We start from the raw sequence: 14,769 nt of genomic DNA, 5'->3' as shown, positions 1-14,769 counted from the left end.
TCCGTGGAACCTCCCCGGTTTGGGAAGAAGCGGTCAGTGCTGGCACACTGGTCCGTCGGTCCCGGTTCACGTGCAGCTCCCGCTGTCGACCCGGTGCCCTCCCGAAACCTAGGAGAATCCCTTGAAGCCCAACGTTCACCCCGAGTACGTGCTCACCAAGGTGACCTGCACCTGCGGCGCCGAGTTCACGACCCGCTCGACCGAGACCAGTGGCGAGATCCGCGCCGAGGTTTGCTCGCAGTGCCACCCGTTCTACACGGGCAAGCAGAAGATCCTCGACACCGGTGGCCGCGTGGCCCGCTTCGAGGCCCGCTTCGGCAAGAAGCACAGCACCACCCAGGCCTAGCGCTTCCTCGGCGCCGGTCTCCAGCGTCCCCGTCGTACGGTGGGGGCGCTGGGGCCGGCGCCGTTCGCGTCCCTGCGCCCTTCGCCCCCCGCACCACCAGCTCTCACGGGAAGTAGGCCCACCCCATGTTCGAGGCAGTCGAAGAGCTCCTCACCGAGCACGCCGACCTCGAGAAGCGGCTGGCCGATCCGTCGGTCCACGCCGACCAGGCCAACGCCCGCAAGCTCGCCAAGCGCTACGCCGAGCTGACCCCGATCACCGCCACCTACCGCGCCTGGCGCGCGGCCGGCGAGGACATCGAGGCCGCCCGTGAGCTGGCCGCCGAGGACCCGGACTTCATCGCCGAGGTGAAGGCCTCCGAGGCCCACCGGGACGAGCTGACCGAGGAGTTGCGGCTGCTGCTGGTGCCCCGCGACCCCAACGACGACAAGGACGTCATCCTGGAGGTCAAGGCCGGCGAGGGCGGCGAGGAGTCCGCGCTGTTCGCCGGCGACCTGCTGCGGATGTACCTGCGCTTCGCCGAGCGGGTGGGCTGGAAGACCGAGCTGATCGACGCCAACGAGTCCGACCTCGGCGGCTACAAGGACGTCTCGGTCGCCGTGAAGACCCGCGGCACCACCGAGCCCGGCCAGGGCGTCTGGGCCCGGCTGAAGTACGAGGGCGGCGTGCACCGCGTGCAGCGGGTGCCGGCCACCGAGTCCCAGGGCCGGATCCACACCTCGGCGGCGGGTGTGCTGGTCACCCCCGAGGCCGAGGAGGTCGAGGTCGAGATCGTCGCCAACGACCTGCGGATCGACGTCTACCGCTCGTCCGGCCCCGGCGGCCAGTCGGTCAACACCACCGACTCGGCGGTCCGGATCACCCACCTGCCGACCGGTATCGTGGCGTCCTGCCAGAACGAGAAGAGCCAGCTGCAGAACAAGGAGCAGGCGATGCGCATCCTGCGCTCGCGGTTGCTGGCCGCCGCGCAGGAGGCCGCCGAGCAGGAGGCCTCGGACGCGCGTCGCAGCCAGGTCCGCACGGTGGACCGCTCGGAGCGGATCCGGACGTACAACTACCCGGAGAACCGCCTCTCGGACCACCGGACCGGCTTCAAGTCCTACAACCTGGACCAGGTCCTCGACGGCGACCTGAACGCGGTCATCCAGTCCTGCGTGGACGCCGATGCCGCCGCCAAGCTGGCCGCCGCGCAGGAGCACTGAGCACCGAGCCCGAGCCCACAAATCAGGGGTGTGTACGGATGAACCTGCTGCTCGCCGAGGTGGCCCAGGCCACCCAGCGGTTGGCTGCGGCCGGCGTGCCGTCGCCGCGCTTCGACGCGGAGGAGCTGGCTGCGTACATCCACAACGTCAAGCGCAGCCAGCTGCACACCGTGCCGGACGGCGACTTCGACGCGCGCTACTGGGAGGCGGTGTCCCGCCGCGAGGCGCGTGAACCGCTCCAGCACATCACCGGGCGGGCCTTCTTCCGCTACCTGGAGCTGGAGGTCGGCCCCGGCGTCTTCGTGCCCCGCCCGGAGACCGAGACCGTGGTCGAGTGGGCCATAGACGCGGTGCGCGACATGGACGTCGCCGAGCCGCTGGTGGTCGACCTGTGCAGCGGCTCCGGCGCGATCGCGCTGGCGCTGGCCCAGGAACTGCCGCGCTCCACCGTGCACGCCTTCGAACTCGACGAGGGTGCCCTGGAGTACACCCGGCGCAACATCGCCGCCAGCCCCGACCGCGGCCGGATCACCCTGCACGCGGGGGACGCCACCCGGGCCTTCGCGGACGACCGCTCCTGGGACGGCCGCTTCGACCTGGTGATCAGCAACCCGCCGTACATCCCGCTCACCGAGTGGGAGTACGTCGCGCCCGAGGCCCGCGACCACGACCCGCAGATGTCCCTGTTCTCCGGTGAGGACGGCCTGGACACCATCCGCGGCATCGAACGCGTCGCGGCCCGGCTGCTGCGGCCCGGCGGCGCGGTGGTCATCGAGCACGCCGACACCCAGGGCGGCCAGGTCCCGTGGATCTTCAAGGAGGAGAGCGGCTGGACGGACGCCGCCGACCACCGCGACCTGAACCACCGGCCGCGCTTCACGACCGCCCGGAGGGCGTCGTTGTGAAGCATCGGGTACGGCACGACCGCCCGGAGGGCGTCGTTGTGAGGCGCCACCGCCCACCGCACGACAGCACGACCGGCGCCGTCGCGGGCCGCCGGGCAGCACCGACCGGCGCCGTCGCGGGCCGCCGGGCAGCACCGACCAGCTTGAGCCATCTCGGAAGGGGACCGCACCGATGAGCCGCCGTTATGACTGCGCCGATGCCGGGGACCGGGCGACCGGTCTGCGTGAGGCCGCCTCGGCGATCCGCCGCGGCGAGCTCGTGGTGCTGCCGACCGACACCCTGTACGGGGTCGGCGCCGACGCGTTCTCCCCGGACGCGGTGGGTGCGCTGCTCGCCGCGAAGGGCCGCGGCCGGAACATGCCGTCGCCGGTGCTGGTCGGCTCGCCGACCACGCTGCACGGGCTGGTCACCGACTTCTCCGAGCAGGCCTGGGAACTGGTCGACGCGTTCTGGCCGGGCGGCCTCACGCTCGTCGCCAAGCACCAGCCGTCGCTGCGCTGGGACCTGGGGGACACCCGGGGGACCGTCGCCGTCCGGATGCCGCTGCACCCGGTCGCCATCGAGCTGCTGAACGCCACCGGTCCGCTGGCGGTGTCCAGCGCCAACCGGACCGGCGGCCCCTCGCCGTCCACCTGTGACGAGGCGGAGGGGCAGCTGGGCGAGTCGATCGCGGTCTACCTCGACGGCGGCCAGGCCGACCACGCGATGGCCTCCACCATCGTGGACGTCACCGGCAAGGTGCCGGTGGTGCTGCGGGCGGGCGCGATCAGCGTCGAGCAGCTGAGGGAGGTCGTTCCGGACCTGGAGGCCGGCAGTTGACAGCCGCCGCCTCTGTGCACGGTGCGGACCCCGGCATACCTTCCTCGCTGGCCGTGGTGCCCCGTCCGCTCGACACGTTCCGGATCCTCTTCGTCTGCACCGGCAACATCTGCCGCTCGCCGATCGCCGAGCGGCTGACCCGGCTGGAGCTGGACACCCGGCTCGGCCCGGTGGCCGCCGGGCGGATCGTCGTGGAGAGCGCCGGCACCTGGGGCCACGAGGGTGCGCCGATGGAGGCGCACGCGGCCACGGTGCTCGGTGAGTACGGTGCGGACAGCGCCGGCTTCGCCGGGCGCGAGTTGCTGGACGAGCACGTCATCGACGCCGACCTGGTGCTGACCGCGACCCTGGACCACCGGGCGCAGGTCATCTCGATGGGGCACTCGGCCGGGCTGCGGACCTTCACGCTCAAGGAGTTCACCCGGCTGGTCCGCCGGGTGGACCCCGGCACCCTGCCGCACGCGGGCGTCGACGCGCGGCTGACCGACCGGGCCAGGGCCCTGGTGCGTTCGGCGGCCGCGCTGCGCGGCTGGCTGCTGGCGGCCTCGCCGGAGTTCGACGAGGTGAACGATCCGTACGGGGCTCCGATCGGCATGTTCCGCAACTGCGGTGAGGAGATATTCGACGCGCTGGACCCGGTGGTGACCGCGCTGACGGGCGTGCCCGGCGGTCAGTGAGCCGGTGCGTCCGCGGCCGGCGTCCGCCGCGGGCCCCCGGTTGGGGAGAATGCCCGGAGGTGCTGTGATCGAAGTGTGCCCATCGGGTGCTCGGGTGGTGGCGGCGCCCTGACGGGCGTACCCGGGCGCGCGCGGACGGGCCCGGAGCGGGGTGCGGTCCTACGCTGGACTCACCCAGCCCTCCGCTGCCCAGGAGCCCGCCATGACCGTCACCGATGCCGTGCACGGCTTCACCGACACAGGACGTCACTGGGAGGCCGCGCAGGCGCTGCGGCAGGCGGACCCGCTGGTCGCCGACCTTCTCTCGGCCGAGGACGAGCGGCGGGCCGACAGCCTGCAACTGCTGGCCGGCGAGAACCTCACCAGCCCGGCCGTGCTGGCGGCCCTCGGCGGCCCACTGATCGACAAGTACGCCGAGGGCTACCCGGGCCGTCGCCACCACACCGGCTGCGCGCCGGCCGACACCGTCGAGCTGCTGGCGGTCGACCGGGCACGAGCGCTGTTCACCGCCCCGCACGCCAACGTCCAGCCCCGGTCGGCCACTTCGGCGATGCTCGCGGCCTATGCGGCCCTGCTGCGGCCCGGCGACGTGGTGCTGTCGATGTCGCTGCAGCACGGCGGACACCTGAGCGCGGGCTCCCGGGCGAACTTCTCCGGCCGCTGGTTCGAGTTCGTCGGCTACGGCGTCCGTGAGCGGGACGGGCTGATCGACCTCGACCAGGTGCGGGCACTGGCCCGGACGCACCGGCCGAAGGCGATCATCGCCGGCGGCATCTCGCACCCGCGCCACCTGGACTGGGCCGCCTTCCGGGAGATCGCCGACGAGGTGGGCGCCTACCTGATCGCCTCGGCCGCGCAGACCATCGGCCTGGTCGCGGCGGGCGCCGCGCCCTCCCCGGTGCCGTACGCCGACGTGACCGTGGCCGCCACCCACAAGCTGCTCCGGGGGCCGCGCGGCGGCCTGCTGCTGTGCACCTCCGAGCTGGCCGACCGGGTCGACCGGGCGGTGTTCCCCTTCACCCAGGGCGGCGCGGCGATGAACGAGGTGGCGGGCAAGGCGGTCGCCCTGCTGGAGGCGGGCACGCCGGAGTTCGCGACCTACATCGGGCGCGCGGTGGAGGGCGCGCGCTCGCTGGCGCGGTCACTGGCGGAGTCCGGCGCGCGTCCGCTGACCGGTGGCACCGACACCCACCTGGTCACCGCCGACATCAGCGCCTTCGGACTGTCCGGTGCGGAGGCGGAGCGGCGCTGCGCCGGGGCCGGACTGATGCTCGGCAAGTGCGCCCTCCCGTTCGACCCCGCGCCCCCCTCCGAGGCCTCCGGGGTCCGGCTCGGTACCGGGGCGTCGGCCGCACAGGGCATGGGCCCGGCCGAGATGGCCGAGGTCGGCGCGCTGATCGGGCAGGTGCTGGAGGGCGGCGCGGACGCCCGGATCCGCGGGCGCGTCCAGGAGCTCGCGCGCTCCTTCGCGGGCCGCCGGTAGCCCCGCGGGGGGAGCCGGTCGCCGGCCAAGGAGAACCGCGATGCACACCCGGCGCGTCCGACTCAATAAGGTGTGCACCGTGGCGACGCACCCCGAACCCCGAACCAGCACGCCCCGGCAGGGCGGCGGAGTACGCTCCGTACTCAACCGGACCGTGAACCAGGAGGCCAGTGGTGCGTGAGTATCTGCTGGTCCTGTTCGTCTCGGCGGCCGTGACCTACCTGCTGACCGGCCCGGTCCGGAAGTTCGCCATCCTGGCGGGCGCCATGCCGCCGGTACGGGCCCGGGACGTGCACCGGGAGCCGACACCCCGGCTGGGCGGCATCGCGATGTTCGGCGGCCTGTGCGCCGGCCTGCTGGTGGCCTCCCAACTGACCCACCTCGGCCGTCTGTTCATCCAGAGCGCCGACGTGAAGGCGCTGCTCTCCGGTGCCGGGATCATGTGGATCCTGGGCGTGCTGGACGACAAGTGGGGCGTCGACGCCCTGGTGAAGCTCGGCGGCCAGATGATCGCCGCCGGCGTCATGGTCTGGCAGGGCATCACGGTGATCTCCATCCCGGTGCCCGGGGTCGGCTCGGTCGCGGTCACCCCCACCCAGGGCATGATCATCTCGGTCACCCTGGTGGTCGTCATGGTCAACGCGGTGAACTTCATCGACGGCCTGGACGGCCTGGCCGCCGGCATGGTCTGCATCGCCGCCGGCGCCTTCTTCCTGTACTCGTACCGCCTCTGGTACGGCTACGGGATCAACGACGCCGCTCCCGCCGTGCTGTTCAGCGCCATCCTGATCGGGATGTGCCTGGGCTTCCTGCCGCACAACCTGCACCCGGCGCGGATCTTCATGGGCGACTCCGGCTCGATGATGCTCGGCCTGATGCTCGCGGTCGCCGCGATCTCCATCACCGGCCGGGTCGACCCCGACCTGGTCACCGCGCAGACCGGTTCGCAGACCGCCACCGTGCACGCCCTGGTGCCGACCTACATCCCGCTGCTGCTGCCGCTGACGGTGATCGCGCTGCCGCTGGCCGACCTGCTGCTGGCGGTGGTCCGCCGGACCTGGGCCGGGAAGTCGCCGTTCGCGGCCGACAAGCAGCACCTGCACCACCGCCTGCTGGAGGTCGGCCACTCGCACAGCCGGGCCGTCCTGATCATGTACTTCTGGGCCGCCCTGATCGCGTTCGGCACGGTCGCCTTCTCGGTCACCAACACCGGCCGCACGGTCGTGCTGGCGCTCGCCGGGCTCTGCCTGGTCGGCCTGGTGGTGCTGCTGATGCCGCGGTTCCGTCCGCACGCGCCGCGGGCCGTGCAGGCCTTCGTCCCGCCGCGCTACCGCAAGGAGCCGCACGGGGCCGCGGCCCGGCCGGCGGCGGCCGCGCAGGGCGCCCCGGACGCCGCGCAGCCGGAGCCGGCCCTGTCGGAGCTGTCCGCGGACGACAAGGAGCTGCTCGGGCGCCTCGGGACCGGGGCCACCGCGGTCGGCTCGCACTCCGAGCCGCGCGGCTGACGCGTCGTCAAGTCGACACGCCCGCAAGGCGGCACGGTTGGACCGCTGGTGTGACAGGTACCACACGTTCATGGTAAAGCTCTCATCAAATAGTTTGTGATACCGTTCACGAGTACCGAGAACACGCCGAAAGACCTGACAGGTGGAGGACTTCCGTCCCCGGTCGGTCTCCCTCGACGGGTCGGCCGCCGAGCGGTCGTCCCACGGCTGAGGTTCTCGGGAGCGGCGTCACCGCCGCGCACCCCGTGCCCGTCCCCCGTCACACCGACATGCCGCCGGAGCTGCCGACATGCCGTCCCACGACGCCCGGATCCTCCGTGGCGCCGCAATCCCCACTGCGGTCGCCGGAGTGGTCGCCATCGCGATCTCCACCGCCCTCGTGGGGGCCAAGGGCTTGCTCGGCGCACTGTTCGCAACGCTGCTGGTGATGGCGTTCTTCAGTTTCGGCCAGGTCGCGCTCGACCGGCTGACCAGGAACAATCCGCACATTCTGATGGCCGCGGCGCTGCTGGTGTACACCACGCAGATCCTGCTGGTCGGGATCGTTCTCGCGGTGTTCAAGAACACCACCCTGTTCGACACCAAGGTCTTCGGCTTCACGTTGCTCGGCTGCGCTCTGATCTGGACGGGTTTCCAGGTGCGCGGCGCCGTGAAGGCCAAGATCTACTACGTGCAGTCCGACGAGTCCGAACGCAAGGACTCCAAGTCGGAGCGTCAACAGTGACGAGTGCCGGCTGTCCCCCGCGCGAGGGGGGCGGTGTTTATGCCCTCCTGATGGGCTGCTATCGTCCGACGCGACACCGGAGTACGGGATGCGGCCTGGTCCCTCCAAGCGGCGAAGGCATACCGCTCGGACGCATCGCCCCCCGATTCCGCCCAGTCTTCGAAGATTCCGCGGCCGTGAACGAGGCCGCCTGGGGTCAGCGAGATTCCCAACAAGTTCCAGTGCCGCTCCGTGGCCGCAGGCCACGCCGACACACCGAGGTTGCCGTAACCATGCGTCATGACGAAGGAGTCCGTGGTGGGTACTGAACTCACGTTGCTCGCCTCTGGGAGCTGCCACTTCAGTGACCCTGGCTGCGGCTTCCCCGCTCCCGGCCTGAACGAGTTCCAGTTCGAGCCGATCTTCACGATCGGCAGCATCGAGTTCAACAAGCCGATGCTGCTGTCGATGGTCGTCGCGGTGCTCGTGGTCCTCTTCTTCTGGTCCGCCTTCGCCAAGCCCCGGCTCGTGCCCGGCAAGCTGCAGCTGGTCGGTGAGATCGGCTACGACTTCGTCAAGCGCAGCATCGTGATGGAGACGATCGGCAAGAAGGGCGAGAAGTACGTCCCGATGCTGGTCTCGATGTTCTTCGTCATCTGGCTGATGAACATCATGTCGATCATCCCCTTCGCCCAGTTCCCGGTGACGGCGGCGATCGCGTTCCCGGCCGGCCTCGCGGGCATCGTCTGGCTCACCTACATGAGCCTGACCTTCAAGAAGCACGGCTTCGTCGGCGGCATGAAGAACCTCTGCTGGCCGTCGGGCATCCCCGGCTGGGTCATGTTCATCCTGGTGCCGATCGAGTTCTTCTCGAACATCTTCGTGCGCCCCTTCACGCTCGCGGTCCGAGCCTTCGCGAACATGTTCGCCGGCCACCTGCTGATCGTGATGTTCTCCATCGCCTCCTGGTACCTGCTCAGCCCGAGCCTCGGCGCGCTCTACGGCAGCGCCTCCTTCGTGGTGGCCCTCGGCCTCACCGCCTTCGAGCTGCTGGTCCAGTTCCTGCAGGCCTACATCTTCGTGATGCTGGCCAGCAGCTACATCGCCGGTGCGCTCGAAGAAGCCCACTGAGTCCGCTGTAGCGAACCGCTCCACCCCACGAACGCCCGGTGGCCAACCACCACCGGTTCACCACCCCGCATAAGGACACTTCCATGAGCATCCTCGCTGAGGGCACTGTCTACGGTTCCGTCGCTTCCATCGGCTACGGCCTCGCGGCGATCGGCCCCGGCATCGGTGTTGGTCTGATCTTCGGCAACGGTGTGCAGGCCATGGCCCGCCAGCCCGAGGCCGCCGGTCTCATCCGCTCGAACATGTTCATCGGCTTCGCGCTGACCGAGGCGCTCGCGCTCATCGGCATCGTCATGCCGTTCGTGTTCGGCAACAAGTAATTCCCTCGTAGCCCGTTTCGACGAAAGGTTCTGATATGAACCCCGGTTTCGCCCTCGCGGCGGAGGAGAAGATGAACCCTCTTCTCCCGGCGTGGCCCGAGGTCATTATCGGCCTGATCTGCTTCTTCGTCGTCTTCGGCATCCTCGGCAAGAAGCTCCTCCCCAGCATCGAGAAGGTGCTGACGGAGCGCCGTGACGCCATCGAGGGCGGCATGGAGCGTGCCGAGGCCGCGCAGGCCGAGGCCCAGGCCCTGCTGGAGCAGTACCGTGCCGAGCTCGCCGAGGCGCGTCACGAGGCCGCTCGCATCACCGAGCACGCCCGTGAGCAGGGTGCGGCCCTGATCGCCGAGATGCGCGAGGAGGGCCAGCGTCAGCGCGAGGCCATCGTCGCGGCGGGCCACGCCCAGATCGAGGCGGACAAGAAGCAGGCGACCGCCGCACTGCGGCAGGACGTCGGCTCGCTGGCCTCCCAGCTGGCCTCCCGCATCGTCGGTGAGTCCCTGGAGGACAGCGCCCGCCAGAGCGGCGTCATCGACCGCTTCCTGGACGACCTGGAGAGCAAGGCCGCGGCCTCGGCGGGTTCCAAGTGATCGGCGCCAGCCGTGAGGCCCTGGCCGCCGGCCGGGAGAACCTGCAGAGCCTGACCGACAACACCTCGGTGGACGCGGCCAAGCTCGCCGAGGAGCTCACCGCCGTCACGGTCCTGCTGGACCGCGAGGTGTCGCTGCGCCGCGTGCTGACCGACCCCTCGCGGTCCGGTCAGGACAAGGCCCAGCTGGTCGCCTCGCTGCTGTCCGGTCAGGTCTCCGGCGAGACCGTCGACCTGGTCTCCGGCCTGGTCCGCTCCCGCTGGTCGGGCGCCCGTGACCTGGTCGACTCGGTGGAGGAGCTCTCGGCCCTGGCCGAGATCATCGCCGCCGACCGGGCCGGCACGCTCGACGACGTCGAGGACGAGCTGTTCCGGTTCGGCCGGGTGGTGAGCGGCTCGCACGAGCTGCGCTCCGCCCTGACCGAGCCGAAGGCCGGCACCGCCGCCAAGGCGGAGCTGATCAAGAAGCTGCTCGGCGGCAAGGCCAACGCGGGCACCGTCCGCCTGGTCACCGCCCTGGTCACCAACCCCCGTGGACGTAGCCTTGAGCAGGGCCTGGAGTCCTACTCCAAGCTCGCTGCGGCCCGTCGCGGACGGGTGGTGGCCCTGGTCACCACCGCCGTCCCGCTGTCGGACGTCCAGAAGGAGCGGCTCGCCGCTGCTCTGGCCGGGCTGTACGGCCGCCAGGTGCACCTGAACATCGACATCGACCCCGAGGTCCGTGGCGGTGTCCGGGTGCAGATCGGTGACGAGATCATCGACGGCACCGTGTCGAGCCGCCTTGAGGGCGCTCGCCAGGTCCTCGAAGGCTGATCACACCAAGCATCATCCGACCCTCGGTCGGGCGTCGGTCCCACTCAGGGTGGGCCGGCAAAACGTACGGCCGGTTCACCTGACCCGGCCGAGAGTCGAGTACTTGCGGCCCTCAATGGCGGGCCGAGGATCGCAAACTAGGAGAGCAGGGAAGCCTGATGGCGGAGCTTACGATCCGTCCGGAGGAGATCCGGGACGCGCTGGCCGACTTTGTCCAGTCGTACCAGCCGGACGCGGCCTCGCGTGAAGAGGTCGGCACGGTCACCGAGGCCATGGACGGTATTGCCAAGGTCGAGGGCCTGCCCTCGGTCATGGCCAACGAGCTGCTGAAGTTCGAGGACGGCACCCTCGGCCTCGCGCTGAACCTCGACACCCGCGAGATCGGTGTCGTCGTCCTCGGTGAGTTCTCCGGCATCGAGGAGGGCCAGACGGTGCACCGCACCGGCGAGGTCCTCTCCGTGCCGGTCGGCGAGGGCTACCTCGGCCGTGTCGTGGACCCGCTGGGCAACCCGATCGACGGTCTGGGCGACATCGCCTCCTCCGGTCGCCGCGCCCTTGAGCTGCAGGCTCCCGGCGTCATGGTCCGCAAGTCGGTCCACGAGCCGATGCAGACCGGCATCAAGGCCATCGACGCGATGACCCCGATCGGCCGCGGCCAGCGCCAGCTGATCATCGGCGACCGCCAGACCGGCAAGACCGCGGTGGCGATCGACACGATCATCAACCAGCGCGACAACTGGCGCTCGGGCGACCCGAAGAAGCAGGTCCGCTGCATCTACGTCGCCGTCGGCCAGAAGGGCTCCACCATCGCGTCCGTCCGCGGCGCGCTGGAGGACGCGGGTGCGCTGGAGTACACCACCATCGTGGCTGCTCCCGCCTCCGACCCGGCCGGTTTCAAGTACCTCGCCCCGTACACCGGTTCGGCCATCGGCCAGGAGTGGATGTACGACGGCAAGCACGTCCTCATCATCTTCGACGACCTGTCGAAGCAGGCCGAGGCCTACCGCTCCGTCTCCCTGCTGCTGCGCCGCCCGCCGGGCCGCGAGGCGTACCCGGGTGACGTCTTCTACCTGCACTCCCGCCTGCTGGAGCGCTGCGCGAAGCTCTCCGACGAGCTGGGCGCGGGTTCGATGACCGGTCTGCCGATCATCGAGACCAAGGCGAACGACGTGTCGGCGTACATCCCGACCAACGTCATCTCCATCACCGACGGCCAGTGCTTCCTGGAGTCCGACCTGTTCAACGCCGGCATCCGCCCGGCCGTGAACGTCGGTATCTCGGTCTCCCGCGTCGGTGGCTCGGCCCAGATCAAGGCCATGAAGTCGGTCGCCGGCCGCCTGCGCCTGGACCTGGCCCAGTACCGTGAGCTGGAGGCGTTCGCCGCCTTCGGTTCCGACCTGGACCCGGCCTCCAAGGCCCAGCTGGAGCGCGGTGCGCGCATGGTCGAGCTGCTCAAGCAGGGCCAGTACCAGCCGTTCCCCGTCGAGGAGCAGGTCGTCTCCATCTGGGCCGGTACCACCGGCAAGCTGGACGACGTCCCGGTCGCGGACATCCGCCGCTTCGAGCGCGAGTTCCTGGACCACCTGCGGATCGAGAAGAAGGACCTGCTGGCCGCCATCGTGGAGACCTCCAAGCTGGAGGACGGCACGATCGACGCGCTGACCGAGGCGATCAACGCCTTCAAGCAGGGCTTCACCACGGCTGACGGCAAGCTCCTGTCCGAGCAGGCCTGAGTCCGGTAACGAGGGAAAGGACGTAACGACCCATGGGAGCACAGCTTCGGGTCTACAAGCGCCGGATCCGCTCTGTCACCGCGACGAAGAAGATCACCAAGGCGATGGAGATGATCTCCGCGTCGCGCATCGTCAAGGCGCAGCGCGCGGTGGCCGCCTCCACTCCGTACGCCGATGAGCTCACCCGGGCGGTGACGGCGGTGGCCACCCGGTCCAACGCCAAGCACCCGCTCACCACCGAGAACCCGCAGGCCAAGACGGCCGCAGTCCTGCTGATCACGGCGGACCGCGGCCTGGCCGGCGGCTACTCGACCAACGCCATCAAGCAGGCGCTCGCGCTCACCGCGCGACTGCGTGCCGAGGGCAAGGACGTGGTGACGTACATCGTCGGCCGCAAGGGCGTCTCGTACTACAACTTCCGTGACCTCGTGGTCGCGGGGTCGTGGACGGGCTTCTCCGACAAGCCGACCTACGGCGACGCGAAGGCCGTGGCGGTCGACCTGATCGAGGCCTTCACGGCCGCGACGGGCGGCGTGGACGAGCTCCACCTGGTCTCCACCAAGTTCGAGTCCATGCTGACTCAGACCCCGGTGGACGCCCGGCTGCTGCCGCTGAAGCTCGACGAGGTCAAGCTCAGCGACGACAAGCCGGCCAAGTCGGAGATCTTCCCGCTGTACGACTTCGAGCCGTCGGCGGAGGGCGTCCTGGACGCGCTGCTGCCGCGGTACGTCGAGAGCCGGATCTACAACGCGCTGCTGCAGTCGGCCGCCTCGGAGCACGCCGCTCGCCGGCGCGCGATGAAGAGCGCGACCGACAATGCGGGAGAGCTCATCAAGTCGCTCACGCGGCTTGCCAACTCGGCCCGTCAGGCCGAGATCACCCAGGAAATCAGCGAGATCGTCGGCGGTGCCAACGCGCTCGCTGACGCTAGCCGCGGGAGCGAATGAGAATGACCACCACTGTTGAGCCGACCACGGCGACGGGCCGCGTCGCGCGGGTCATCGGCCCGGTCGTCGACGTGGAGTTCCCCGTCGACGCGATTCCGGACATGTTCAACGCCCTGCACGTCGAGGTGGACAACCCCGACGGCTCGGGCAAGAAGATCCTGACCCTCGAGGTCGCCCAGCACCTCGGCGACGGCCTGGTCCGCGGCATCTCGATGCAGCCGACCGACGGCCTGGTCCGTGGCGCGCAGGTCTCCGACACCGGTTCGGCGATCTCCGTCCCGGTCGGCCAGATCACCAAGGGCAAGGTCTTCAACGCCCTCGGTGAGGTGCTGAACGTCGACAAGGACGAGTTCGAGTCCCAGGTCGAGGTCCGCTGGCCGATCCACCGCAAGGCCCCGGCCTTCAAGGACCTCGAGTCCAAGACCGAGATGTTCGAGACCGGCATCAAGGTCATCGACCTCCTCACCCCGTACGTCCAGGGTGGCAAGATCGGTCTGTTCGGTGGTGCCGGTGTCGGCAAGACCGTTCTGATCCAGGAGATGATCTACCGCGTCGCCGAGAACTTCGGTGGTGTGTCGGTGTTCGCCGGTGTCGGCGAGCGCACCCGTGAGGGCAACGACCTCATCCACGAGATGGTCGACTCGGGCGTTCTGGACAAGACCGCGCTGGTCTTCGGCCAGATGGACGAGCCGCCGGGCACCCGTCTGCGGGTCGCGCTCTCCGCGCTGACCATGGCGGAGTACTTCCGTGACGTGGAGCAGCAGGACGTTCTGCTCTTCATCGACAACATCTTCCGGTTCACCCAGGCCGGTTCCGAGGTGTCGACCCTGCTCGGCCGCATGCCCTCCGCGGTGGGCTACCAGCCGAACCTGGCCGACGAGATGGGCCTCCTCCAGGAGCGCATCACCTCGACCCGCGGTCACTCGATCACCTCGATGCAGGCGATCTACGTCCCCGCGGACGACCTGACCGACCCGGCCCCGGCGACCACCTTCGCCCACCTCGACGCGACGACGGTTCTCTCCCGTCCGATCTCCGAGAAGGGCATCTACCCGGCCGTCGACCCGCTGGACTCCACGTCCCGCATCCTGGACCCGCGCTACATCGCGCAGGACCACTACGAGACCGCGGTCCGTATCAAGGGGATCCTGCAGAAGTACAAGGACCTCCAGGACATCATCGCGATCCTCGGCATCGACGAGCTGTCCGAGGACGACAAGATCACGGTTCACCGTGCCCGTCGTATCGAGCGCTTCCTGTCGCAGAACACCTACGTCGCGAAGCAGTTCACCGGCGTCGAGGGCTCGACCGTGCCGCTGTCGGAGACCATCGAGGCCTTCAACGCGATCGCGGACGGCAAGTACGACTCCGTCCCGGAGCAGGCCTTCTTCATGTGTGGTGGCATCGAGGACCTCGAGAAGAACGCCGCCGACCTGGCGAAGAAGTAACCAGCTGTAACCGGCCGGTCTGATGGCCGACCGAACGTGAGGGGTGGTCCCCGGGCTCCCGGGGGCCACCCCTCACGGCACAGGACGGCTGTGATCCCGGTCATCTCCGGGCCCTTGGTTTCCTGCCGGGGGCACGGGCCCGTTATT

Annotated in this window: 15 protein-coding genes; all 15 read left to right on the top strand. The window is 69.8% G+C overall.

Annotation, left to right across the window (positions count from 1 at the left end):
* Window positions 1-121: 121 nt before the first annotated feature.
* The 15 genes from rpmE to atpD all read left to right on the top strand — a co-directional run bounded on the left by rpmE (window position 122) and on the right by atpD (window position 14,622).
* A complete protein-coding gene (gene rpmE, locus ACIOFR_RS12525; protein WP_363638586.1) occupies window positions 122-346 on the top strand; it encodes a 50S ribosomal protein L31 in 225 nt (74 codons plus the stop codon).
* Between the two features lie 125 nt (window positions 347-471).
* A complete protein-coding gene (gene prfA, locus ACIOFR_RS12520) occupies window positions 472-1,548 on the top strand; it encodes a peptide chain release factor 1 (protein WP_400995511.1) in 1,077 nt (358 codons plus the stop codon).
* A gap of 38 nt (window positions 1,549-1,586) precedes the next feature.
* On the top strand, window positions 1,587-2,453 hold the full coding sequence (gene prmC, locus ACIOFR_RS12515; protein WP_400995509.1) for a peptide chain release factor N(5)-glutamine methyltransferase: 867 nt from the start codon (window positions 1,587-1,589) through the stop codon (window positions 2,451-2,453).
* A 172-nt stretch (window positions 2,454-2,625) separates the two neighbouring features.
* Window positions 2,626-3,273 carry an L-threonylcarbamoyladenylate synthase gene (locus tag ACIOFR_RS12510; protein ID WP_400995506.1) on the top strand — a complete coding sequence of 216 codons (648 nt, stop codon included), beginning with the start codon at window positions 2,626-2,628 and terminating at the stop codon, window positions 3,271-3,273.
* A 35-nt stretch (window positions 3,274-3,308) separates the two neighbouring features.
* Complete coding sequence (locus ACIOFR_RS12505) at window positions 3,309-3,950, top strand: protein-tyrosine-phosphatase (protein WP_400995846.1); 642 nt, start codon at window positions 3,309-3,311, stop codon at window positions 3,948-3,950.
* Window positions 3,951-4,152: 202 nt separating this feature from the next.
* Window positions 4,153-5,433: a serine hydroxymethyltransferase gene (glyA, locus tag ACIOFR_RS12500; protein WP_400995503.1), complete on the top strand. Its 1,281-nt coding sequence runs from the start codon at window positions 4,153-4,155 to the stop codon at window positions 5,431-5,433.
* A gap of 173 nt (window positions 5,434-5,606) precedes the next feature.
* Entirely contained in the window at window positions 5,607-6,938 is a 1,332-nt protein-coding gene (locus ACIOFR_RS12495) for an MraY family glycosyltransferase (RefSeq protein ID WP_400995500.1), read from the top strand.
* Between the two features lie 289 nt (window positions 6,939-7,227).
* A complete protein-coding gene (locus tag ACIOFR_RS12490) occupies window positions 7,228-7,662 on the top strand; it encodes a hypothetical protein (protein WP_400995498.1) in 435 nt (144 codons plus the stop codon).
* Between the two features lie 279 nt (window positions 7,663-7,941).
* Window positions 7,942-8,772 carry a F0F1 ATP synthase subunit A gene (gene atpB / locus ACIOFR_RS12485; protein ID WP_400995495.1) on the top strand — a complete coding sequence of 277 codons (831 nt, stop codon included), beginning with the start codon at window positions 7,942-7,944 and terminating at the stop codon, window positions 8,770-8,772.
* An 83-nt stretch (window positions 8,773-8,855) separates the two neighbouring features.
* Entirely contained in the window at window positions 8,856-9,092 is a 237-nt protein-coding gene (gene atpE, locus ACIOFR_RS12480; protein ID WP_030282059.1) for an ATP synthase F0 subunit C, read from the top strand.
* A gap of 35 nt (window positions 9,093-9,127) precedes the next feature.
* Complete coding sequence (locus tag ACIOFR_RS12475) at window positions 9,128-9,682, top strand: F0F1 ATP synthase subunit B (RefSeq protein ID WP_400995493.1); 555 nt, start codon at window positions 9,128-9,130, stop codon at window positions 9,680-9,682.
* A complete protein-coding gene (locus tag ACIOFR_RS12470; RefSeq protein WP_400995490.1) occupies window positions 9,679-10,494 on the top strand; it encodes a F0F1 ATP synthase subunit delta in 816 nt (271 codons plus the stop codon). Before ACIOFR_RS12475 ends, ACIOFR_RS12470 begins: the two co-directional genes overlap by 4 nt.
* A gap of 158 nt (window positions 10,495-10,652) precedes the next feature.
* Complete coding sequence (atpA, locus tag ACIOFR_RS12465) at window positions 10,653-12,227, top strand: F0F1 ATP synthase subunit alpha (protein WP_400995488.1); 1,575 nt, start codon at window positions 10,653-10,655, stop codon at window positions 12,225-12,227.
* A gap of 32 nt (window positions 12,228-12,259) precedes the next feature.
* Window positions 12,260-13,174, top strand: a complete 915-nt coding sequence (locus ACIOFR_RS12460; RefSeq protein WP_400995485.1) for a F0F1 ATP synthase subunit gamma — start codon at window positions 12,260-12,262, stop codon at window positions 13,172-13,174.
* A gap of 2 nt (window positions 13,175-13,176) precedes the next feature.
* Window positions 13,177-14,622 carry a F0F1 ATP synthase subunit beta gene (gene atpD, locus ACIOFR_RS12455; protein WP_400995483.1) on the top strand — a complete coding sequence of 482 codons (1,446 nt, stop codon included), beginning with the start codon at window positions 13,177-13,179 and terminating at the stop codon, window positions 14,620-14,622.
* Window positions 14,623-14,769 lie beyond the last annotated feature (147 nt).

The sequence above is a fragment of the Kitasatospora sp. NPDC088346 genome (assembly GCF_044740765.1).
GTDB lineage: Bacteria > Actinomycetota > Actinomycetes > Streptomycetales > Streptomycetaceae > Kitasatospora.
The sequence above is the reverse complement of the archived record's forward strand: the minus strand, read 5'-3'. Positions and strand labels throughout refer to the sequence as shown.